Genomic DNA, 21,745 nt, shown 5'->3' with positions numbered 1-21,745 from the left:
AGCTTTTTTTTTAGCCCCAAAAAATAAATTCACATAATTTGTTGTGTTACATTTAGTATTTTTGGTCCTTCAACCTTATTCATAAATCTATTGTACGTGATGACCAATAAAGATGTTGCAAAATCTTTCGACTTTTTAGGAAAAATTATGGAATTATTTGATGAGAACAAATTTAAGATACGATCTTATCAAAATGCTTACATGAATTTGAGGAAACTGGAGCAACCTCTTGCTGAAATGTCTTCGGAGGAAATGAATGCTTTGCCCGGTATAGGAAAGGCCATCTCCGGCAAAATAGAAGAACTGCTTTCCACGGGAAAAATGGCCACCCTGGAACGGTACAAAGAGAAAACGCCCGAAGGGATTTTGGAGATGCTGCAGATCAAAGGGTTTGGCCCCAAAAAAATAAAAGTCATCTGGGAAGAACTCGGAGTGGAAAGTATAGGCGAATTGCTTTACGCCGTCAATGAAAACCGTTTGATAGAATTAAAGGGGTTTGGGAAAAAGACACAGGATGCCCTGAAAGAACAACTGGAATATTTCCAGCGGTCCAAAAATAAATTTCATTTTGCTGCCGTGGAGGCGGCGGCGGAGGCCCTCCTGACTGCGGCAGAAAAAGCCCTTCCCGGGGCTACGATCCGTTTGACAGGAGCCATTCGAAGAAAATGTAATGTGGTTAACGGCATTGAATTGCTGATCGCCTCTGACGAACCGGTTGATGCTTTTTTCCAGCTTGACTTATTGGAACCAAATGAAAAAGGTTCCGATGGTTATTCTTACAAGACCACAGATGGCATTCCCGTTAAGGTTTATACCTGCTCCAAAAAGGAACTGGGCTCCAAACAGTTCAGGCACACGGCTTCAGAAGTTTTCATGAAGGCTTTCGTGGAGAGGCACCCGGGAATGGATTTTAAAAATATACCCGACGAGCAAGGGATTTTTGAAAAGGCAGGCCTTGCTTTCATCGCCCCTGAAATGCGCGAATCCTCCTGGGCACTTGAACTGGCGGAAAAGGGGCAGTTGCCCAACCTGATCGAAGCGAAAGATATCAAAGGCGTGGTCCATGCGCACACTACTTACAGTGACGGATTGCATTCCCTGAGGGAAATGGCTGAATATTCAAAACAGCAGGGCTTCGAATACCTTGCCCTCACCGATCACTCCAAATCGGCTTTTTATGCCAATGGATTGCAACCTGAGCGGGTGATTCAACAATTCGGGGAAGTGGAAACGCTCAATGCCGAGCTGGCTCCTTTCCGAATTTTTAAAGGAATAGAAAGCGATATATTGAATGACGGATCACTCGATTATGAAGAGGATCTGCTGGCACAGTTTGATTTTATCATTGCTTCCGTCCATTCCAACCTGAGAATGGAGGAAGAGAAGGCCACGCAACGGCTCATTGCTGCGGTCGAAAATCCCTATACCACGATCCTCGGTCACCCCACCGGACGGCTGCTGCTTTCCCGGCAGGGTTATCCCATCGACCACAAAAAGGTGATCGATGCCTGTGCGGCCAATGGCGTTTCCATAGAGATCAATGCCAATCCCTACCGGCTGGATCTCGACTGGCAGTGGATTCCCTACGCTTTGGAAAAAGGTATTCTGATCTCCGTAAATCCCGATGCCCACAGTAAGGAAGGCATTCATGATATTCATTACGGCATCCTTTCCGCCAGGAAGGGCGGCCTCACTGCAGAAGCCTGCCTGAATGCCAAAGGCGTGGAGGCTTTTGGCCAGTTTATCAAAAAGTAGGAACCTTGTTACAATTGAACATGCAAATTGGAGCAATAAAAATAACGCTAATTTGGAAGGAATATTTTTTCAAAAAAAATTTTCAGTATAAAAAAATACTATTATCTTTGCGCCCTAAATTAATACGTTTATGTTAATTATTGAAGTAAAAGACACAGAAAACATCGACAAGGCGCTTAAAAGATACAAGCGTAAATTTCAAAGCACCCGTTTGATGCGTGAGTTGCGTGATCGCAGAGATTTCACAAAACCATCTGTTAAGCGTCGTAATGAAATGCTTAAAGCTTCTTACAGACAGAAAAAATTTGGTGGAGAATAAATTTACCAACGTCAAATAGTAATAGTTTATCATTATTATTCTCGGGTAAATTATAAGCGTACACAGGATAAGTCCTGGTATCATTTCAACGCTTATTTTCTGTGCGCGATTCGTTTTTTGTAGGTAAAGAAACCCGTTCTAAAATAGTATTTGGAGCGGGTTTCTTTCGTTAAAGTCAACTCAACCGGGGAATAAATAGCAAGAAAACAGTATTTTCTCCCTTTATTACTTCGATCCTAAGAGCTTGTCTAAATTTCCATGATTGAGCGAAAGTGAGCAAATTTTATTCTGATCAAGGCAAAAAACGCAGGCATACCTGGAAGGTAAGGCGAGGCTTTTTAACGCAGAGCAGGATGAAATTTGCCGCTTGCAGCCAATTGATGGAATTTTAGACAAGCTCTAAAGGATGAAGAAAGAAAATCCTTGATCATCCTTATTAGCGTGCAACAAAATATTCATTATAGTTATTCAATAGTGAAACTTAAAACCTTCTTCTCTTAATTCCTTTTCGGCCTGATCAGCCCTTCCTGCACAACAGACGCGACCAGTTTACCCTCCCTGGTGAAGATGTTTCCCCTGCTGAAACCGCGGGCTCCCGAAGCACTTGGGCTGTCTGTCTGGTAAAGCATCCACTCATTCATGTCAAAAGGCCGATGGAACCACATGGCGTGATCGAGGCTGGCGAGGGTAAGATCCTGCCAGTTGGCTAGTTGCCCGTGGGGCATCAGTGCCGTGGTCAGCAAATTATAATCCGAGGCGTAGGCAAGGACCAGGTTTTGCATTCTTGGGTCATCGGGGATTGTACCCTTGGCTTTGATCCAAACATGGCGGAAAGGACCGGAATTATCGTTTGAGAACGGGTTGAACCGTTCGACCGGTTTAAATTCTATGGGACGTTCCCTGTCGAGGAACTTTCGGAAACTTTCAGGCATAATATCTCCGTATTCTTTTACCAACCCCTGCCAGTTGGCCAATGCTTCGGGAGGAGTGATCTCGGGCATTTCAATTTGATGGTCAAATCCTTCCTGTTGGAGTTGAAAGGATGCTGCGAAATTGAGGATCACTTTTCCTTTCTGGATGGCCTTCACTCTCCTGGTGGTAAAACTTCCCCCGTCGCGGATGGTTTCCACATCAAAAACAATGGGCATGGTGATATCTCCCGGCAAAATGAAATAAGCATGTAAAGAATGGACAAACCGGTCTGAAGGAACGGTCTGCATGGCGGCACTTAACGATTGTGCCAAAACCTGTCCCCCGAATACTCTCTTACTGCCAATGCTGCTGCTCTGCCCTCTGAACAGGTTGTATTCCAGCTGTTCCATGTTCAAAAGATCCAATAATTCGCTAACGTTTTTCATTTCTGTGGATGATTATTGATAAAATGCAAAGGACGTCATTTTATGATTGTTCTTAAAAAATAACCCGGCTTTAATTTATTAACCTGCTGGATAAGTCAATGCAGATTCATTTCCAGTCCATTTGCCGTGAAAAACGTTATCTGCCTGTTAAGTCCTTTGACATTAACTTTCTTCTAACAAAATGAGGGCTTTGTCGAAGGAGTTGTTTGGATTATTGTAATTACCTTTATCCTTGTATTCGGATCAAAATTATTTGGATCATACTAAAACCTGATGTCAGACGAAACGAAGGATATACTATCAAGGTTGCAATCCGACGATGCTGCCTTTATGAAAGACCTCTTTCAGGATCATTACCTTATGGTTTGTAAAACCATATACCGTTTCGTCAGTGATCATTCCCTCACCGAAGACCTGGCCCAGGAGGTATTTATCCGGCTTTGGCAGAAAAGGTACGAATTGAATATTACCCATTCTTTTGTGGCCTATCTCAGGCGAATGGCCGTTAACGAAGCCCTGGGGCATATCAGGAAAAATAAACGATCCCGTACCGACGAATTGGATCCGGCCCTGCATGATGGCATGGAAAACGGAACCGAGGATCAATTTTTTCACGGAGAATTAAAGGATAGGGTCACGATAGCCATTAACACTTTGCCGCCGAGGTGCAAAGCCATTTTTCAGCTGAGCCGGTTTGAGGAAATGACCTATAAGGAAATTGCCGAAAAAATGGATATCTCCATAAAAACAGTAGAAAACCAAATGGGGAAGGCCCTTAAAATTTTGAGAGAAAAACTCAAAGGATATCTCGTCGTATTCCATGTTTTTTGTTTTTCATTTTTGATCTTTGCGTGATCTCGTTTTAAGGTCATTCATGCTTTCTTCCTATGTTGGTTCCCTCCCTGTACTTTGCTTCAAGCTCCTCCTGCTCTTCCTGTTCTTTTTTGGTCATTGGGGTGACCACCAGTTTCCTGAGATCAGGTTGCCCGGCATCTACCCAACAGGTGTACCAAATGTTGCCAACGGCATGGATGGCGTCTTTCATGCGTTTTTCGACCATGCCACTCATCTGCTCGTGATAGGCCCGGGCATAATTCCGGCACTGTGTCCTGACCACCACATCGAGTCGTTCCTCAAAGCAGAATTGCTGGTCACTAGGGTAGGAGAGACTCAATGATTTTTCAATGGCCAACACCTTGTCCAATAAAGAATGGCTTTCCAGGACGATATCCCAAAAGTATGATTTCGGATCGTTTATATATTCTGCTTTACCTACAAAGAAGTCGTAGTTTTCATCGGCAAACAATTCTGGCAAACGACTTTCCCAAAAGGCATGGATCCCCACCTGATTGGTCATTTGGCCATTATAATTTTCTGTCGTGTGCAGGGGCACGTGGGCATCCCCGATATAGTGTCCGATATCTGAAGAAAGCCTTAAAATATTCCGGACATCTTTTTCGCGGAAAGCGGTGGTCAACCGGTTTTTCATCCACAATAAATTGTAGGGAAGAATGCCAAACTCCGAAAAATAGTCCACGGCAAAGGCATCCGTAAAGTCATCTTTTTGCTCCAGGATGGTATTCAGGCTGTCACTGGAAAGGGTCCACCGTTCCTCCTGGCCGTATATCGGCAAAATATTGTACCTGAAAAATTTGCGATACAGACTGCTGTTGATCTGCCATGACTTTCCGGAAAGGGTGTCCCGAAGAAAGACCATGGAGGCATCAGCGTCTAAAGGGTGGTAGGGTATCATACGGAGGGTGTCGCCCATTCGGTTGACGGCATAGATGCCCGTGTAATACATCAGGGCGCCAGTCCAGTCGCGGGGAACATTGTCAAAAGGCAAAGTGCCCCAATGGTCGATATCAATATAATGTTTGATGTCTTCCCCCTTTATTGCGTATCGGCGCTTATCGGGATCGACGGCATGCTCGGTGACGTATTCTATATGTGCCCGGTAAAAAACGGTCATCTCCGGGGGGAGAGTAAAGACGGCCAGGCGGTTGATACGCCTATGACCAAAAAAGCCCCAATCGGATCCAAAGGAGACAAAAGCCGTTGAAATGATTGCGGAAACTGCAAAGAACAGGAAGTATTTTTGTTTATTCATAGAAAAACTCATAAGCCCAAAGCAGGTTTTTGATCACTGCATTACTGACCACAATAAAATCTTCTCCATTCAACAGCCCATAGTAGTTTTCAACTTCGGCTAACGGTAGGGGGGCTCCTGTTTTTGCATCAAACCTCGCTTCCGGCTGAACGGGAAACAATGAAAGTTGGGTAAAAGTGCCATCTTTTTTCTCCAGTTTGATGCTGCAAAACGGAAGGCTCCCGGAAATAGAGTCTTTTTGCTCATTGAGGTTATCAAACCCGACACAGGAAACTTTTTCAAAGCCTATAAGGTATTGTTCAATTTTGCCCGGAGCAGCTGGTTTATTGGATTTTGGCGTGATCTCATAATACGGTTTCACGGAAAAGTCATTTCCTTCCTTTTCAATTTTGAAAGACTTGTTCCTTTGTTTTGGGTATTCCACCTCAACGGCGGTGATATCTTCCATTTTGGATCCAAAAATGACCACGTCACGCCAATCGTCCCCAAGGAGATTATAACGGAACCGAATATTGCCGGACCAGTTCGGAAGATTTGTAACATAGGGCTGGTTTGCATCCGCCATCATCATGAAGGTGCCCCGTTCGTCACTGGTGGAACCGCCTACATAATAGGCCTTAATGAGCCGATCCTTTTTATCGTAAATTTCAACTTTCAGTCCTTCCGTGGCAAGACTGGTCACCATATGTTTAACGGCTTGTGCAGGAGGCTGGTATTTGATTTCCACCCTTGTGATCGCATCGATCAGGTTATCCATTGCATTAGGACGGGCCTTGTATTTTTTATTGTAAATCCAGTGATCACCGCTACGTTCAAGAGTGGTAATGTGTTCCTTTCTGTCGGCGATAAAAATTTTTTGAATTTGCTCAGGATCCTCTACCTTAAACTTGCGGTCGGCTCCCAGAAGGCTCGTCTTTTCATCCTTTTGGCTTTCTGTCACCATCCAGTAAGTAGCTCCGCCGAGTACCAGGAAAATAATGAGGTATAAATATGTTCTGTTCATCAATCTTTTACTTTTACTTTAACCTTTAGCCTTTAATCCTTAGCCTTTAATCTTTAACCTTTAACCTTTTTTACCTCCCGTATTTTCTTCGCCTAAACCAGTTGTATCCCAGGCCAAAAAGACTCAGGAAAACGAGGGGAACCACAATATTGATCAACTGCCATTGCTGACTTTCTTCCTGGGCCCTGGTCGTATCCATTAATCGCAATTTGACATCTTTGCCACGGGCAGCGATCAGCCCTTTATCGTCGAGTAAATATTCAATCATGTTAATAATGAGTTCTTTATTGGCAAAGCGGTATTTCTCAAAATCGTTCCACCCCAGGGGGCTGTAAGTCTGCCCGTCACGTTTGACCTGGTTTTTGATCACATCACCGTCGGAAACGACGATCATCTGGTTGTTTTCGATTTCGGGTTTAAACTGGATGCCCAAACTGGATAAAGAACTGAGCATCTCTTCGCTGACCCTGTTTTCATAGAGTGAATTGAATTTTCCTTCCACCAGCATGGCTACAGGTTGAGGGCCTTTGTCAAATTTTGCAGGATCGAGATCATACCGTAGAAAATCAAAATCCATGGCAATGGGCAATCGTTGGTATCTGGATTTATCGGAGGTGGTCAGCAAAACCGTTTTTTTGACATTGTATTTTGTTTCTACATCGGTGTCCAGGGAGCTGGTGTAAAACATATTGACAGGCCCCACGCTTTTTACGATAGGATGGTCAATTCTCGGGGTGACCACAAGGTGGTAGGGATACCTGAAATAATCCAACTGCGGAGCATTCCCTACATAACCTGTAGCAAGAGGGATTTTTGTACATTGGATATCCAGCAATAAGTTGGATTGGATACGTATGCCATACCTAAACAGCAGGTCATCCAGTTTGAGGTCATAAGGATTTGGGAAAAACTTATCCCGCCTCTGCAGGCTGTCGAGCGTGACGGCGATCTGGTCCAGGAACCACAAAACTTTTCCGCCATTCATGACGAATTGGTCGATCTTGAATTTGTCCTTATCAGAGAAGGCCGTTTGTGGTTTGGCCACGATCAGGAGGTCGGCTTCTTTGCCAATGGTGACCACACTATCCAGATTGATGCGGCCCGTTTCGTTGGATTCCCGTAACGTTTTTTCAAGGTCTGCCGTTTCGATGGGTTCGAGTTCGCCATGTCCGGTGGTGAAAACGATGGTTGGCACCTCAGAATTCCTTACCTTTTCAATGGCGCTGGCAAATTTGTATTCCAACAGCCCGATGGAATTGTTCAGAATAATTTCATTGGACATTCCGGGCACCTCGTTTTCCAAAAGGTTGACCGTCCAGGATTTATTGCCGTAGCGAAAAATGGCATAAGGGTAAACCAATTGATTTGAGGTGCTGCTGGCATCTTTCAGTCTGAGGCTGATGGGGATAATTCCTTCCTTGGCCAGGGATTCCCTTCTTTCATTGATCTGTTTGACGCTGCCTTGCCCGGGATCGATGAAGGAGTATTCAATGTAACCGGATTCCGAACGAAAATCCTCAAGCATATCCCTCACGGCAGTCTGAAGCCTTTTGAATCCTGCCGGAAATTCACCGTCAAGTAAGACCTCCACGAAAATTTCATCGTTAAGATCCGCCAGCAATTTTTCAGTGCCATCTGTTAAAGAAAAGCGTTTTTCTTCCGTCAGATCGAGGTAGGAATAAAAGGATCTGCCCCCGATACGGATATTGGCCATAATATTGACGAAAATCAAAATCCCGATAATCAAGGCAACTTGTATCAGGGATTGTGTCTTTCTGTTATTTCTGGTCCCGGCCATATTTTTGTTTTATCATTTTAGGAAAACAAAGTTAACAAACGAAAGGAAATTAAATAAAAAATACGCAAACGATGCCTGACAAATGTATTCATTAGTCAGGTCTCCGATCAAAGATCAGTTTCTGAGTGCACGGATCATCTCTTTTCTAAACGAAAGAATACGAATAAACTTGTCTATGGCATCTTCCCAGTAATACCAAACCCCCGCTTGCATGGGCCATCCTATTTTGAATTTTTCAGATAATTGGGGGGCAATTGCATAGGCCGCTGCTTCAAAGATTTCCCGGTAATGGTCCACGACATGAAAATTATCACGGGCTCCGCGCATCCAGTCTTTGAAATTTTGAACAAGGGTTATGCTTACCTGATCTGTCCAGGCATAAGGATGCTCCGTAATCAATAAATAGAAGAGGCTTTTGTTTTCTACGATCCGTGGGAGTTTTTCCAAAAAATCTTCGGCCAGAGCCGCCGCTGCATCAGGAGGGAGGTCCTGGATGATTTTTTTCAGGGTGTTGACCGGAACCTCAAATTTATTGCCATGCTCCAGGAAATAGGCCATCAATGCATGCCTCCAATTTTCATCTTTATGCAAAAGAATAGCTTCTGCAATAGCCGGAATGAGGTGGTCGTTCCAGGAACTATTCGCAAAGAAAGGCAGGCATGATTCGGCGTCTTTGTCGAGGAGGTCAGACCATCTTTCCGGCGGAATTCTTCCCACGATTTGCCTGAGCCATGCTGCTTTCAATCCGCCTTTCATGCCTTTCATGGGGATGGGGAATATGCCATCTCTCAAGGTGGATTCCGGCAAGTTTTCCGGAATTTCAAAAGTTAAACTATGGTCAGTGACCACGATGAAGTCCAGAAGCGTGACAAAGAGCCGGTCGATAAGGGCACTGGTGCTGATACAAGCCAATAATCTCGCCGCTTCCAGGCGAACGTTCTTCAATCCTTCATCGAGTTTTTCTTCCAGGAAAGCTTCTTCTTTTTGCGAAATGTTTTCTTCCAGCGTTTTCAATAAGCTTAATTTATCCGCGGCCGGAAGGTTATTCCATTCGTTTTTAAGAAGGTTCAGGGCTTGCGCCGGATCGCTTTTTCGGAGGTTCGACAAAAATGTCAGCCTCTCTTCTTTCGATCCCATTGGCCATTTGGAATGATCTACCGGGGCAGCCAGACTTCTCCAATCCGGCCATTGTTGCAATAGCCATTCTCCACGTTTGCCAATGACAGGTCGAAGTAATTCCCAAAGGGTTTGATCCTGAAGGGAAGCGTTAAAAAGATCCGGCAGGGCTTCTGCCGGGATTTTTTTTTGATTTTGACTAAGGTGGAAAATAAATTCACTCAACGCTGGACCATAACGGCCATTGAGGATGGCCCGAAGATGGGCGGTGGATAGGGAGGAACAAGCAGTTCCTTCTGTTTCCGGTATGGGCGGCGGGAGGATACCCTGGTAAGTTTCCAAAGGGAAAGCCGCCTTTCTGATCTGGTTGAAAAGAGCGGCACTTTCGAGCATCATATCCGGGAAAGGCGCATCGGTATGGATACCGTAGGCTTCGAATTTTTGCTTCAACTCGGGCTGGAGGTTACTGCGCTCTCCCCCGAGTAATGCCATCCGTACAAGTTCTGACCAAATCATATGATGGTTGCTTGTAGCTGGTTATTCGGTACTCGTCGGTTTAAACCAGCAACCAGCAACCAGTAACCAGCAACGAGTTTACGATTTAAAAACTTCGATATCCCTTGTCTCTACCACCAGGTCCGTGAATTTTCCTTTGAATCGGGTGGCCTTTACAATATGATTGTCAATCCAGTGGTAGTTGCCGCCACGTGGTTTGTTCAACAACAGATGGTGATATCTGAAGTGATTTTTCTCAAGCCACTTTTCAGTTACTTCTTTGTGTTCATCGGTTCGGGAAGTAAAAAAGGTAATGATGTGCCCTTCCTCGTACCATTTGTTAATGATCTTTAGGGCATCAGGGTAGGGCATAGCAGTCAGCATACGCTCCGGTTCTTCATTGGGTATATCATCACAGATCGTTCCGTCAATGTCAATCAGGTAGTTTTTTACCTCATCGGGTAACATCGGGCTAAGTTTTTCTCCCTTTTCGTTGAAAAGGTCGTTCAGTTGCCCATTTTTATCATTCATGGTCAATATTTTTTTGAATGCAAGGCGCAAAGGTATTATAAATTGGAAATAGTTTCAACTTAAGAAACCTCAAATATTGCCTATATTACAGTTTGAAACCTTTTGTCCATAAAAAATCCTGCCAATCTGTAAACATATGAAAAAGGAGGGCAATGCCAATGATTCTGGTTTTGGGATGAAAAAGCATCAAAAAATACCCTGCCATCGCGTAATAGGTATGTAAGGGATGGAAATTAATGCTGCACCTTTTGGGGTCAAACACTGGATCTGCCAGTAGATGATCTAAATCTACCACCATCGTAAGGGTGAAAATCAACCACACTTTTTTCCACTCCTGGCGAAAAAACACCCAGGCGATCAGCCCGGGAACCAGGAAATGGAGGGAATAATGAACTAAGGTCTGAAGCGTTGACATATTACTCAAAATATTTTTATCCGACAAAAAGCCTCCATAACTGGGCGACGAAAAAGCATACTGCAAATCCCATTATTAAGGGAATAAAAGTGGCGACCATGGTCCATTTGGCACTTTTTGTCTCTTTGTAAATGGTGTAGATGGTGGTCGAACAAGGGTTGTGCAAGAGGCTAAAAAGCATGAGGTTGATTCCTGTGAGCAGTGTCCACCCGCCGGCATGGAGAATAGTTGCCGTATCCTTAACGGAATCCAGTTCAAACATCACCCCGGCTCCGCCTCCTACACCGGTCATATTTACACTTAAAACCGTGAGCATCAATACCGTTGGAATGACGATTTCATTGGCCGGGATGGCAATGATATAAGCGAGCAGAATCACCCCATTGAGTCCGAACCACCAGGCAAAGGAATCGGTTGAATTGATGAAGTGTCCAGCCAGACTTAAGTCTCCGATCTTAACATTGGCCACCAGCCAGATAACCAGCCCTGCAGGAGCTGCAAATACAATAGCTCTCCACAAAACGATCAAAGTACGGTCGATCAAAGAGGTGTAAATAGTTTGCCAGAAATGGGGAGGGCGGTAAGGAGGAAGTTCAAGACTGAAAGCGGAAGCTTCTCCTTTGAGCATTGTCTTTGAAAGCCCCCAGGAAACCACCAGGGTCAGTACGATTCCTAAAACAGCTATTCCGATCACTGCCCCGGCACTTGCAATTCCCGCCCAATATGCTGGAACAGTTCCCCCGATAAAAATGGTCGCGATCAGGATTTGAGTCGGCCATCGGCCGTTGCACAGGGAGAAATTATTGGTGATAATAGCTATCAGCCTTTCCCGGGGGCTGTCGATAACTCTGGTAGAAACGACGCCTGCGGCATTGCAACCAAAGCCCATACACAAACTCAGCGCCTGCTTGCCATGAGCACCGGCTTTATGGAATAGCTTATCCATATTGAAAGCCACCCTCGGCAGGTACCCGAAGTCTTCGAGTAAGGTAAACAACGGAAAGAAAATGGCCATAGGGGGCAACATGACACTGACGACCCAGGCCATGGCCATATAGGCTCCGTCGATGAGTAATCCATCCAGCCACCAAGGCAAACCGATGGTAGCGGCAAAGTTTTTCAGCAGAGGATGTACCGTATCCACCAGTAAAGAAGATAACAAGGCGGAAGGCACATTGGCCCCCGATATCGTCAGCCAGAAAACTACCGCCAGCAATAAAAACATGATCGGAAATCCCCAAACAGGGCTCGTGACGATTTTGTCAATTTTCCGGTCAAGATTAAACCCTTGTTGTTCTCCTGTGACGACAACGGTTTTGCGGGAGATTTTTCCGGCTTCTTTATAGATCGATTCCATGATCTCGTCATGAAAATTTTCACCCAGCTCCCAGCGCAGCGTATTGGCTGCTGATATTATATGATCTCTGTTGTTTGCTGTCATTTTATTTTTTTTAGCCAATTTTAAAACCATTTCTGCTAAGCCTGTTCGGCATCAGCCTTTACGGTGCCCAGATCTCCGGATTTTACCGCCTCGATTATTGACTGGTCTCCTTCCAGTATCCTGAGAGCCACCCACCGGACATTGGATAGGTTTGGGAACTGTTGCAGGAGCATATCACTCAATTGCTCAATGGCCGCATCTAATTTTGGGGTATGATTCTTAAGCCTCCGTGGGTTTGGTTTGAATTTTCCTTTTGCCACTTCGGCAATGCTTTGCAACAGATCATCCATACCCTGGTTGCTTCGGGCAGTGGCCGGGATAACAGGTACGCCCAATTCCCTTGAAAGGGAACGCACATCAATGTCAATGTGATGTCTTTTAGCCTCATCCATCAGGTTGAGACATACCACCACTCTGTCGGTGATTTCCAGGATTTGGAGTACCAGGTTCAGGTTTCTTTCGATCCTGGTGGCATCGACTACAATTACGGTTACGTCTGGTTGTCCGAATAGGATAAAATCACGCGCCACTTCTTCATCGGTACTGGTGGATAAGAGGGAGTAAGTACCGGGTAAATCCACCATTTTAAAACGATCTTCCCCGTAATTGAAACCTCCTTCTGCGCGTGCGACGGTTTTTCCGGGCCAGTTGCCGGTGTGCTGGTGCAAACCGGTCAGGTTGTTAAATACGGTACTTTTGCCTGTATTGGGATTGCCGGCCAAAGCCACCAGGTAGTCGAATCTATCCATGATTACCCCCAGTTTTACCAGGTTGGCCACGTTGTGGGAGGGGCAATTTTCGCAATTATTTGACATAACTTATTTCAATTATTCGGTTAAAAAAAACTTATTGGAGGATCACGGAATTTTGTTTTACAAAAATGTACCGGGCATGTTCCTTCCTTAAGGCAATGGTAGTTCCTAGGATACGATATGCAGTAGGATCCCCACCTGCGCTGCGTAATTCCGGCATAATAATGGTTCCGGGAACAATGCCGAAGTCCATTAAACGTCGCCGTTGCTGACCGCGGCAGGCCGCTGAAATCCTGACCACTTCAGCCTGTTCGCCGATCTTTAGATCGGTGAGCCTTCTTAGGTTGTCCTCGATGGAATCTTCTTTTTCCGGAATGATATCCACCGTCACATTATTGGCGAAAATCGGCGCGAGCACCCTTTCTTCCCCATTGGCAATGAAACTTACCTTCTCCGCTGATTTGTTGTTCATTCGGATCAGCATGCCCGGGTACATGCCGAGGGCAATTAGCTGAGCGTAGATGGTTTGAGGTTCATCTTCCAGGTGGATAATCCTCGCAAACTGGCCTGCTTCCAGGTCGTTGAGCAATATACCACTGGGTTCGGGCAATTCTCCTGAAGCGGTGGGGATTGGATCGCCATGCGGGTCAAAAACAGGATTGCCTATGGAAGCAGCCAGTTCGTTGGCCTCTTCAATAGTCATAACGTGTTCCTTGTAGTCTGCATCATTGTGCCACTCCATCTCTCCTAAACTGGTCTCATCGGCAAGATATCGTTCCCATACCCGGTGCACCCTGATGACCCGTAGCGCGTAGGACCTGCCCACATCCGTCAACTCCAATTGTTTGGTAGTGGATTGGATGAGCCCCATGGATTCGAGGCGTGCGATCAATCTTGCCGCCTGGTCTCCGGAGATATTAAGGTTGCCAGCAATACTGTTGAGGCTGGCGGAGGTGCTTTTGTATTCGCAGTCGTATATATGTTTCAGGGCATCTTCCAGCAGTACCCTTTTTGTGTTGATGGAGGCTCTTTTCCATTTAGCATTTAAACCCGAATTGGGCCAAAAGAACCATCCGGTGAGCATTGTGACCAGTAGGCCAAATAATAATGCAATGAGCGGAGTGATCATATTTTTATGTTTTTGTAATCTTATTTTAAATTGTAAGGCAGTTTTTTTCAAAGTGTTCCTTAGGCTTATTCATGGATCACCCAAATCCGTTCCACCACCTTTTCACTCAACAGGAAATTCTGTCCCTTTATTTCTATGCTTATAGATTGATCAAAAGAAAATTTCTCGATAATTTTGATTTCAATATTCAGCTTGATGCCGAGGCGTGTCAGATATTGCATGAGCTGGGCATCACCATCCTGTACCCTGGCAATTTTATAGGATTTGCCTGGTTCGCATAATTCCATTTTTAAAACAGCCGGTAATTCTGGTAACTTCCCGTTTTTATCCGGAATGGGAGAGCCATGCGGGTCCAATTTTGGGAAGCCCAAAAATTCATCCATCTTATCAATCAGGAACTCGGAGGTGGAATGTTCAAGTCGTTCCGCTTCATCATGGACCTCTGCCCAGGTTAGTCCTAACACGTTGATCAGGAATAATTCCCATAAACGATGTCTGCGGATGACTTTGAGGGCAAATTTCTCTCCTTCTCCCGTTAAGCGAACTCCTTTGTGTTTTTGATAATCCAAAAGCCCTTGCTCGGAGAGGGTTTTGGCCATTTTGCTGATGGCTGCATTGGAAACCTGCAGTTCGTCAGCAATGTAAGAAGCCGGCACGGGGAAATCTTCCCCTTCGCGGTGTTTATAAATGGCTTTGAGATAATTTTCTTTAGAGATTGTGAGCATGTTAAGGTTGTTTAAATACAAATTTAACCTAAGTTAAATTAAAATCAAATATAAGTTAATAATTTTTCAAATCATTGTATGATTTAATTTCAATTTGCCTGGACATGAGAGGGTGGGAAACAGACTTAACCAGTAATTATTGGATCAATTTATTTACCTTTGCCGGAGATAAAAAACAATGAACTACCTGATAATGACGGTGACTACGGCCTTTCTGGAATATTGGGATCTTCTGATCTTTTTTTTTCTTATCGCTTTATTTTATTCTTCTGCCGGTTTTGGTGGCGGATCGAGTTATTTGGCTGTGCTGGCTTTGTACAGTCTGCCTTTTACTCAAATTCGATCTGCGGCATTATTGTGCAATATCGTGGTGGTATCGGGAGGAGTAATGATTTTTCTGAAAAATGGTCATTATAAATGGAAAAAGGTATTGCCCCTGGTTTTTGCGAGCGTGCCTTTGGCGTTTGTCGGTGGTTTGGTTCCGTTAAGGCAGTCAGCGTTTTTTATTTTGCTGGGATTTGGATTAATTTTTGCCGCAGCAGGAATGTGGTTCCGGCCGGGGAGAGGGGAGTTGCCTGAGGGCGAGGTCAAGGTAAAAACGTCTTTTGTCAACGCGGCCTATGGAGGAGTGGTTGGTTTTGTTTCAGGAATGTTGGGTATTGGCGGGGGCATTTTTCTTTCCCCCATTTTACACCTCACCCGTTGGGACAATGCAAAAACCATCGCCGCCACCTCCAGCTTTTTTATCCTCGTCAATTCCATTTCCGGGTTGGCCGGACAATTACTGAATGATAAATTTGAAGCGGTTTGGGAACTTACCCTTTTACTGGTTATCTCCGTTTTTATCGGCGGACAAATTGGCTCCCGACTGAGTGCGGTTCAGTTTTCTCAGACTAGAGTGAAACAGGTGACCGCTTTATTGATCTTTATGGTAGGGGGTAGGATTTTGTGGAAACAATTTGAATTGCAGGAGTGGTTGCTGTCCTTGGTTGGGTGAGTTGGTTCAAGTTGTTCAATGTTCTTTAAGCTGGGTTAAAACAGCCGAAAAAATCCGTCTTTATCCATTCAACCCGTCCAATCCGTGTTCCATAAATTTGAACGGCTACTCAAACAGAGCCTTGTACAACTCCTCCACCTTTCCGATGGTAGAAATCTGAATATCATACCGTTCCGGGTTTAGCCCTTTGGTATTAAACTTGGAGATGAAAATTTGTTTGAACCCCAGGCGAGCGGCTTCCTGGATTCTCTGATCGACGCGGCTTACGGCCCTGATCTCTCCTGAGAGACCGACCTCGCCAGCGAAACATATATTGGAGGGCACAGAAACATCTTCCAGGGAAGAAATCAAGGCACTCACAATAGCCAGGTCAATGGCAGGGTCATCGACGCGGATACCTCCTGCCAGGTTGAGAAACACATCATTTTGCCCGAAAGGCAGCCCGCCGCGTTTTTCCAAAACGGCGAGCAACATGCTGAGTCTTCTCAGGTCAAAGCCGGTAGCAGATCGCTGTGGCGTGCCATAAACGGCTGTGCTTACCAGCGCCTGGGTTTCGATCAACATCGGGCGCATGCCTTCCATGGTGGCGGCTACTGCGCTCCCACTCAGGTCGTCGTCTTTCTGCGAAAGCAACAATTCGGAAGGGTTGGCTACTTCCCTTAATCCATCGGCCTGCATTTCGTAAATGCCCAGCTCGTCTGTCGAGCCAAAGCGGTTTTTGATGGTTCGTAATATTCGGTAGCTGTAATTGCGGTCGCCTTCAAACTGTAGCACGACATCAACGATGTGCTCCAGTAATTTCGGCCCGGCAATGGTACCTTCTTTGGTAATATGGCCAATGATGACCACAGGGATATTGGTTTCCTTGGCAAAACGCTGCATTTCTGCGGCACATTCCCTTATTTGGGAAACACTGCCCGGCATAGATTCCAGGTGCGGCGAGGACATCGTTTGAATCGAGTCGATCACCAAAAGATCGGGTTCAATGGCTTTGGCCTGTTTTAAAAGTTTATTGGTATTGGTTTCAGTGTAAATGAAACAATTCTCGTGCTGGGTGCCGAGCCTGCTGGCCCGCAGTTTAATTTGCCCCTCACTTTCTTCCCCGGAAACGTAAAGGGTTTTTCGGTTGACATTGAGGGCCAGTTGCAACAACAAGGTCGATTTTCCGATTCCCGGGGAGCCTCCGATCAAAATAACTGAACCGGGAACGAAACCTCCGCCCAGTACCCGGTTGAATTCATTGTCCTGGCTGAGCATTCTTCCGATCTCTGTGGTACGGACTTCAGACAGTGGAATGGCTTTTTTGGCCATTTTACCGGGGCCATCCTCTTTCCAGCTGCTGTGTTTCTCTTCCTGTTTGGTCTCTTTTTCTATTACTTCTTCCGTAATGGTGTTCCACTCATTGCAGGCGCTGCATTTTCCCGACCAGGCCGGGAAGGTTGATCCACAACTATTGCAAACGTAGATGGTCTTTAGTTTTGCCAAGGTATTTTGATTTATACGGTTTATCAGTCACCAAAATAATCAAAAAATCAGATTCTTTGGTATAATGAGATATCCAAAATTGTATTGAAATCCAGAACCTCCGCCTGCAAAAGGCTCCAGCCATAACTAACAAAGGCAGGAAATAAATGAAAGGTAATTGATTCCTTAGACCTTTCCGTCCTTATCCCCGGTCTGCGCATCTCACACAACGGGTACTTTGGGGCATAAACATCAGGCGTGCCGGGGCGATGGGTCTTTTGCAATTAGAGCAAATACCGAAATCAGGGTCATCGGCCTTGTGGAGGGCTGTGTTTAGGTTGGCGAGTTTGCGGTTTACAGAGCGGAGTGCCACTTTAGAAACGCTTTTATTATTGATGGCATCCATGCGGCTGACTCGTCCGATGGAATTTTCAGGCGTGATGGGTTGGGTTGCATCCTCCAGTAAAGCCAGTTCTTTTTTTGTTTTTTCGATCGTCTCAACGATGCGTTTTTTGAGTTCGGTTCTATCTTCCGGAGTCATAAGGCATTTGTTTCACTATTGTTAAAAATATTTTCTTTTACGGTTAATCAAGGGGCGTTTCTTGGATCCTGATACACTGTGGTCCTAAGAAAAATTGATAAGCACAATGCTGATGCATTGGCCGGAATTCATAGGGATAAAAAACAAAACGCCTGAGCAAGGAATACAAATCCTTAGCTCAGGCGTTTAACCTTTTATTGAAAAATACTAATCTCGCGATAAAATGGAGATGAGCCGTAAGATCTCAATGTAAAGCCATACCAGGGTGATGAGCAATCCCATAGCGGAAAACCACTCCATGTAGGCCGGTGCTCCGAACTTTTCTCCTTTTTCAAAATTGTCGAAATCGAGCAATAAATTCATGGAGGCAATCCCGATAATCACCAGGCTGATGCCAATACCGATCATTCCTCCATCATGAAGGAAAGGAACATGCACGCCGAAAAGCGACAGGACGATATTCACCAAATAAACCAGGACCACAGCTCCGGTGGCCATAACGATCCCTGTACGGAATTTGTTGGTTACCTTAATGATCCCTGTTTTATAAATAAAAAGCATCATGAAAAATACAGCCATGGTCAGGCTGACGGCCTGGAAAATAATACCGTCGTAAAATGAAGCGTAAATGGCTGATATAGAACCTACGAATAGTCCTTCCAACGCAGCGTAAATAGGAGCAAGTGTACCCGAAAGGTGAGGTTTTCTGGCCGCAATGATCACTACGATAAATCCGGCTATCGCTCCTCCCCACATAAACAAGCTCGACGGCATAGTATAACCGAGCAGTGCAGTAGCCAGCATAATAATCCCAAGAATGAAACTCTTGTTGATGGCCCCCTGCATGGTCATTTTTTCCTCTACCTGGAGAAAATGTCCGTCCAGCGTTTGGTGGGCTGATTTTTCAAACATTTTTTCATTCATCATGGGGTTTGAAGACCCGCTAAATAATCCTCTTCTTCTACTCATTTTAAGTTTTCAGTTATTTGATTAAATGAATAACAAACACAACCTTTTTAATAGTTGGTGTTTCAAAATAAACACCTTTCCGAATTTTTTGTTCCGTTTGTCCTAAATACTTGAGCTAATTTAGACAAAATTAACAAAAGAATCTATAAAACGGCCTGAAACAAAAAAAAGGAGCTGACTGAAATCAACTCCTTTTTTTACTTCAAAAATATTTTACAAATAAATTATTTGATCAATTCATATTTGTATTGCAACATCTCCACGATAGGTTCTTCTGTGCCGGGAAGGGTATTTTCCAGGTAGATGTCCACATCGATGACTTCACTTTCCTCTTTTTCGGTGCTGTCGAAAGTAACCTTGATTTCACCTGATTCACCTGGTTTGATGGTGCGGGCAGGATAATCAGTTGTCGTACAATCACAGGCAGAAATGAGTGAAATTTTTAAGGCCGTATCTCCTTTATTGACGAAAGTATAGGAAAAATGACGTTTTTCACCTCTTTTTACTTTTCCCAGATCGAGGACACGGTTTTCAAAAGTCATTATCGGCACATTCTTGGTGACCTTTTTACCATAAAGAGAAGACATGGTACTGATGATCGGATCATGATTTTGTTCACCGATCAGCGTATTTCTGCTTTTGGAAGGTTTCTTCTGTGTTTTTTTCTTTTCCGTACCTGTGGCAGGAGAGATTGCTTTTTCCTCCTTTCCAGCATCTGATTCCTGTTTCTTCAGGCTTTTGGTTTCAATAATAATGCTGGTAGGTCCTGCAGTGATCTGGAATTCAGTACGACGGTTGAGGCTGTGGGCGACTTCTTTCATTTCCTCAGTGGGCAATGCATTGATGTATGCTTCCGTCAAAACATCTCCTTCCTTGAGGTAATCGTAAGTAGCGGCCACTTTAGCCGTAACCGTTTGAGGAACAGTTTCTCCGTATCCTTTGGCTTCAATTCTTGACCGGTCAATTCCTTTGCGGACGAGCCATCTTCTCGCAGATTCGGTACGGCGCTGGGAGAGATCCATATTGTAGGCATCCTCACCACGGGCATCTGTATGGGAACGCAGTTCGATCTTCATCTCCGGGTATTTGATCAGGAGGTCATAAATGAACTGTAGATCTATCTCTGCCTGTTCTGTAATAATGTCTTTATCAAAAGGGTAGAGGATGTTCTCCATTACGATAGGCGTTTCTTCTACTATCGTGATGAATTCAGGCTCTACAGGTTTAGGCTTCAGGAAGAAATTGTTCTGGAATGTTTTGGTTTCCTTTAATCCCACTGTATTGAAGGTAAGGGAATCAGGGAAATATCCATCTGCGCTCACCACGATCATATATGGTTTTTCCAGGGAAAGTCCAAAATCAAATCGGTTACTTTTTGTATTGGTTTGAGTTTCAGGTACGGCATCTGCTCCACTCGTCGTTTCCTTTAGGCTGACGGTAGCCCCCAAAATAGGTTGCTTACTTTCAGTAAATGCACCCACTACAAGGTCAGCGTACATTTTAGGAATTTCAAAACCAAGGATATCATCACAGCAGGTTTTTCCTTTGGCAGAACGTCCGCCCGGACGATTGGAAGTCAAAAATCCGCTGTATCCATCATTGTACATTCTGAAATAAAGGTCATCCACGCTGGTGTTGTACCCTTTTCCCATGTTTTTAGGTTCGCTCCAGCGGCTTCCATCCCAGGTGCTATAGAATATGTCAGCCCCTCCGATTCCAGGATGTCCGGTTGAACTGAAGAATAGGGTGCCATCATAATAAAAAGGCGTCATTTCATCACCGGGTGTGTTGATTTTTGGTCCCAGGCTTACCGGGTCGCCATAAACACCGCCACCTTTGTTCGTAGCATAAAAAATATCCAATCCTCCTTCACCGCCTTCCATATCGGTGGTGAAAAATAACACTTCCTTACCGAATAATTCTCCAACAGCAGGGTGTGTAGCGATATAATCACCATTGATGCCCGCCACTTCCTTGGCTCCGGTCCAGGAGGCTCCATCACGCTGGCTCATAAATATTTTGCTCTCCGACAGGTTGTTTCCTTTGAGCAGGGACCGGGTAAAGTACATGGTATTGCCATCTTCAGAAAAAGAAACATTGTTGGTGTTATATCCCGGGCGGTTAATTTTTTCATCGAGTGCAACCCCTTCTCCCCATCCACGATCGGATTTGGTCGAAGTGAATATTTTTGAATAGTGAGCATCAGACTCCTCAATTTCAATGGCATCTTTTTGATCGCGATCCAGCCCTCCGAAGTATAATTTTCCATCATTTCCCATAGCAGGAGAATATTCCGATAGGGGAATATTGATACTGCGACCGAGATTGTTTACGGAAACCCCTTTATTGTTGGCAGGCAGAATTTCCGCCATTTCGGCACCTGCAATTTCATTTTGAGCCAGTTCTTTGAGGGTTTCATCCGTGGTCTCCTCTACAAATTCTTTCAGTATGGTGATGGCCTGGGAATACTTTTCGTTCATTTTTAAAACGCGGCCGTATTGGAATTTATACGCTGCATACTCATTGTCTTTGCTTCGATCAATAAGCCTGCGGAATAATCTTTCTGCTTTAACGTAATCGCGCAATTCATATTGAAGCTCTGCCATGGTTATGTTCAGGCTATTGTCTTTACGCTCATCGTAAGCTTCCTCATATTTTTCAAGGGCGCTGTAATAATCGCCTATTTCATAATATTCCTTTGCCAGCTCCAGCATCACCTCATAAGATTCTTTATTCAGAGGTTGGGCAATACACCCCAGGGCAAACAAAAAGGCTATAGTGGAAAATAATAGTTTTTTCATCTCCTTATTTTTATTATTTAACGATA

Annotated in this window: 19 protein-coding genes; 4 read left to right on the top strand and 15 right to left on the bottom strand. The window is 44.7% G+C overall.

Annotation, left to right across the window (positions count from 1 at the left end; all coding sequences use genetic code 11):
* Positions 1-99 precede the first annotated feature (99 nt).
* Together H6571_07835 and H6571_07830 are read left to right on the top strand one after the other, a co-directional pair.
* Positions 100-1,755: a DNA polymerase/3'-5' exonuclease PolX gene (locus tag H6571_07835; protein MCB9323639.1), complete on the top strand. Its 1,656-nt coding sequence runs from the start codon at positions 100-102 to the stop codon at positions 1,753-1,755.
* 130 nt (positions 1,756-1,885) lie between these two features.
* Positions 1,886-2,074 carry a 30S ribosomal protein S21 gene (locus H6571_07830; GenBank protein ID MCB9323638.1) on the top strand — a complete coding sequence of 63 codons (189 nt, stop codon included), beginning with the start codon at positions 1,886-1,888 and terminating at the stop codon, positions 2,072-2,074.
* A gap of 497 nt (positions 2,075-2,571) precedes the next feature.
* Here H6571_07830 and tesB read toward each other — a convergent pair whose 3' ends face one another.
* Positions 2,572-3,432, bottom strand: a complete 861-nt coding sequence (tesB, locus tag H6571_07825; protein MCB9323637.1) for an acyl-CoA thioesterase II — start codon at positions 3,430-3,432, stop codon at positions 2,572-2,574.
* A 273-nt stretch (positions 3,433-3,705) separates the two neighbouring features.
* On the opposite strand from tesB, the gene H6571_07820 reads away from it, so the two are divergent.
* Positions 3,706-4,287 carry an RNA polymerase sigma-70 factor gene (locus H6571_07820; GenBank protein ID MCB9323636.1) on the top strand — a complete coding sequence of 194 codons (582 nt, stop codon included), beginning with the start codon at positions 3,706-3,708 and terminating at the stop codon, positions 4,285-4,287.
* 13 nt (positions 4,288-4,300) lie between these two features.
* Here H6571_07820 and H6571_07815 read toward each other — a convergent pair whose 3' ends face one another.
* The 10 genes from H6571_07815 to H6571_07770 form a co-directional block, all read right to left on the bottom strand.
* Positions 4,301-5,497, bottom strand: coding sequence for a hypothetical protein (locus H6571_07815; GenBank protein ID MCB9323635.1), 1,197 nt, complete (start codon positions 5,495-5,497; stop codon positions 4,301-4,303).
* A gap of 37 nt (positions 5,498-5,534) precedes the next feature.
* Positions 5,535-6,545, bottom strand: coding sequence for a DUF4340 domain-containing protein (locus H6571_07810; GenBank protein ID MCB9323634.1), 1,011 nt, complete (start codon positions 6,543-6,545; stop codon positions 5,535-5,537).
* Positions 6,546-6,615: 70 nt separating this feature from the next.
* The gene (gene gldG, locus H6571_07805; GenBank protein MCB9323633.1) at positions 6,616-8,343 is read right to left on the bottom strand and encodes a gliding motility-associated ABC transporter substrate-binding protein GldG; all 1,728 of its coding nucleotides are present in this window, start codon (positions 8,341-8,343) and stop codon (positions 6,616-6,618) included.
* A 114-nt stretch (positions 8,344-8,457) separates the two neighbouring features.
* Positions 8,458-9,951, bottom strand: coding sequence for a hypothetical protein (locus H6571_07800; GenBank protein ID MCB9323632.1), 1,494 nt, complete (start codon positions 9,949-9,951; stop codon positions 8,458-8,460).
* Between the two features lie 102 nt (positions 9,952-10,053).
* Positions 10,054-10,485: a phosphoheptose isomerase gene (locus tag H6571_07795; protein MCB9323631.1), complete on the bottom strand. Its 432-nt coding sequence runs from the start codon at positions 10,483-10,485 to the stop codon at positions 10,054-10,056.
* A gap of 85 nt (positions 10,486-10,570) precedes the next feature.
* The gene (locus H6571_07790) at positions 10,571-10,900 is read right to left on the bottom strand and encodes a hypothetical protein (protein ID MCB9323630.1); all 330 of its coding nucleotides are present in this window, start codon (positions 10,898-10,900) and stop codon (positions 10,571-10,573) included.
* A 16-nt stretch (positions 10,901-10,916) separates the two neighbouring features.
* Entirely contained in the window at positions 10,917-12,341 is a 1,425-nt protein-coding gene (locus H6571_07785; protein ID MCB9323629.1) for a ferrous iron transporter B, read from the bottom strand.
* A 35-nt stretch (positions 12,342-12,376) separates the two neighbouring features.
* Positions 12,377-13,156, bottom strand: a complete 780-nt coding sequence (locus H6571_07780) for a 50S ribosome-binding GTPase (protein ID MCB9323628.1) — start codon at positions 13,154-13,156, stop codon at positions 12,377-12,379.
* 31 nt (positions 13,157-13,187) lie between these two features.
* Entirely contained in the window at positions 13,188-14,222 is a 1,035-nt protein-coding gene (locus H6571_07775; protein ID MCB9323627.1) for a FeoA domain-containing protein, read from the bottom strand.
* Between the two features lie 65 nt (positions 14,223-14,287).
* A complete protein-coding gene (locus H6571_07770) occupies positions 14,288-14,947 on the bottom strand; it encodes a metal-dependent transcriptional regulator (protein ID MCB9323626.1) in 660 nt (219 codons plus the stop codon).
* Positions 14,948-15,125: 178 nt separating this feature from the next.
* Between H6571_07770 and H6571_07765 the strand changes: the two genes are divergently transcribed.
* Positions 15,126-15,944 carry a sulfite exporter TauE/SafE family protein gene (locus H6571_07765; protein ID MCB9323625.1) on the top strand — a complete coding sequence of 273 codons (819 nt, stop codon included), beginning with the start codon at positions 15,126-15,128 and terminating at the stop codon, positions 15,942-15,944.
* 105 nt (positions 15,945-16,049) lie between these two features.
* Here H6571_07765 and radA read toward each other — a convergent pair whose 3' ends face one another.
* The 4 genes from radA to H6571_07745 form a co-directional block, all read right to left on the bottom strand.
* The gene (gene radA, locus H6571_07760; protein MCB9323624.1) at positions 16,050-17,429 is read right to left on the bottom strand and encodes a DNA repair protein RadA; all 1,380 of its coding nucleotides are present in this window, start codon (positions 17,427-17,429) and stop codon (positions 16,050-16,052) included.
* Positions 17,430-17,610: 181 nt separating this feature from the next.
* On the bottom strand, positions 17,611-17,949 hold the full coding sequence (locus H6571_07755) for a TraR/DksA C4-type zinc finger protein (protein MCB9323623.1): 339 nt from the start codon (positions 17,947-17,949) through the stop codon (positions 17,611-17,613).
* 207 nt (positions 17,950-18,156) lie between these two features.
* Positions 18,157-18,918: a Bax inhibitor-1/YccA family protein gene (locus tag H6571_07750; GenBank protein ID MCB9323622.1), complete on the bottom strand. Its 762-nt coding sequence runs from the start codon at positions 18,916-18,918 to the stop codon at positions 18,157-18,159.
* A gap of 224 nt (positions 18,919-19,142) precedes the next feature.
* A complete protein-coding gene (locus tag H6571_07745; protein MCB9323621.1) occupies positions 19,143-21,719 on the bottom strand; it encodes a DUF1573 domain-containing protein in 2,577 nt (858 codons plus the stop codon).
* Positions 21,720-21,745 lie beyond the last annotated feature (26 nt).

Source organism: Lewinellaceae bacterium (assembly GCA_020636105.1).
In the GTDB taxonomy this organism is placed as follows: Bacteria; Bacteroidota; Bacteroidia; order Chitinophagales; family Saprospiraceae; genus BCD1.
Note: the sequence above shows the minus strand (reverse complement) of the source record. Positions and strands in the feature narration are given on the sequence as shown.

What these genes read in the sequence shown, in the direction of transcription:
- H6571_07820 (MCB9323636.1), top strand. Translation starts at nt 3,706, where the DNA reads ATGTCAGACGAAACGAAGGATATACTATCAAGGTTGCAATCCGACGAT.
- H6571_07770 (MCB9323626.1), bottom strand. Translation starts at nt 14,947, where the DNA reads ATGCTCACAATCTCTAAAGAAAATTATCTCAAAGCCATTTATAAACAC.
- H6571_07795 (MCB9323631.1), bottom strand. Translation starts at nt 10,485, where the DNA reads ATGAATGATAAAAATGGGCAACTGAACGACCTTTTCAACGAAAAGGGA.
- H6571_07750 (MCB9323622.1), bottom strand. Translation starts at nt 18,918, where the DNA reads ATGAGTAGAAGAAGAGGATTATTTAGCGGGTCTTCAAACCCCATGATG.
- H6571_07830 (MCB9323638.1), top strand. Translation starts at nt 1,886, where the DNA reads ATGTTAATTATTGAAGTAAAAGACACAGAAAACATCGACAAGGCGCTT.
- H6571_07765 (MCB9323625.1), top strand. Translation starts at nt 15,126, where the DNA reads ATGAACTACCTGATAATGACGGTGACTACGGCCTTTCTGGAATATTGG.
- H6571_07755 (MCB9323623.1), bottom strand. Translation starts at nt 17,949, where the DNA reads ATGACTCCGGAAGATAGAACCGAACTCAAAAAACGCATCGTTGAGACG.
- H6571_07790 (MCB9323630.1), bottom strand. Translation starts at nt 10,900, where the DNA reads ATGTCAACGCTTCAGACCTTAGTTCATTATTCCCTCCATTTCCTGGTT.
- H6571_07775 (MCB9323627.1), bottom strand. Translation starts at nt 14,222, where the DNA reads ATGATCACTCCGCTCATTGCATTATTATTTGGCCTACTGGTCACAATG.
- H6571_07800 (MCB9323632.1), bottom strand. Translation starts at nt 9,951, where the DNA reads ATGGCATTACTCGGGGGAGAGCGCAGTAACCTCCAGCCCGAGTTGAAG.
- H6571_07780 (MCB9323628.1), bottom strand. Translation starts at nt 13,156, where the DNA reads ATGTCAAATAATTGCGAAAATTGCCCCTCCCACAACGTGGCCAACCTG.
- H6571_07810 (MCB9323634.1), bottom strand. Translation starts at nt 6,545, where the DNA reads ATGAACAGAACATATTTATACCTCATTATTTTCCTGGTACTCGGCGGA.
- gldG (MCB9323633.1), bottom strand. Translation starts at nt 8,343, where the DNA reads ATGGCCGGGACCAGAAATAACAGAAAGACACAATCCCTGATACAAGTT.
- H6571_07785 (MCB9323629.1), bottom strand. Translation starts at nt 12,341, where the DNA reads ATGACAGCAAACAACAGAGATCATATAATATCAGCAGCCAATACGCTG.
- H6571_07745 (MCB9323621.1), bottom strand. Translation starts at nt 21,719, where the DNA reads ATGAAAAAACTATTATTTTCCACTATAGCCTTTTTGTTTGCCCTGGGG.
- tesB (MCB9323637.1), bottom strand. Translation starts at nt 3,432, where the DNA reads ATGAAAAACGTTAGCGAATTATTGGATCTTTTGAACATGGAACAGCTG.
- H6571_07835 (MCB9323639.1), top strand. Translation starts at nt 100, where the DNA reads ATGACCAATAAAGATGTTGCAAAATCTTTCGACTTTTTAGGAAAAATT.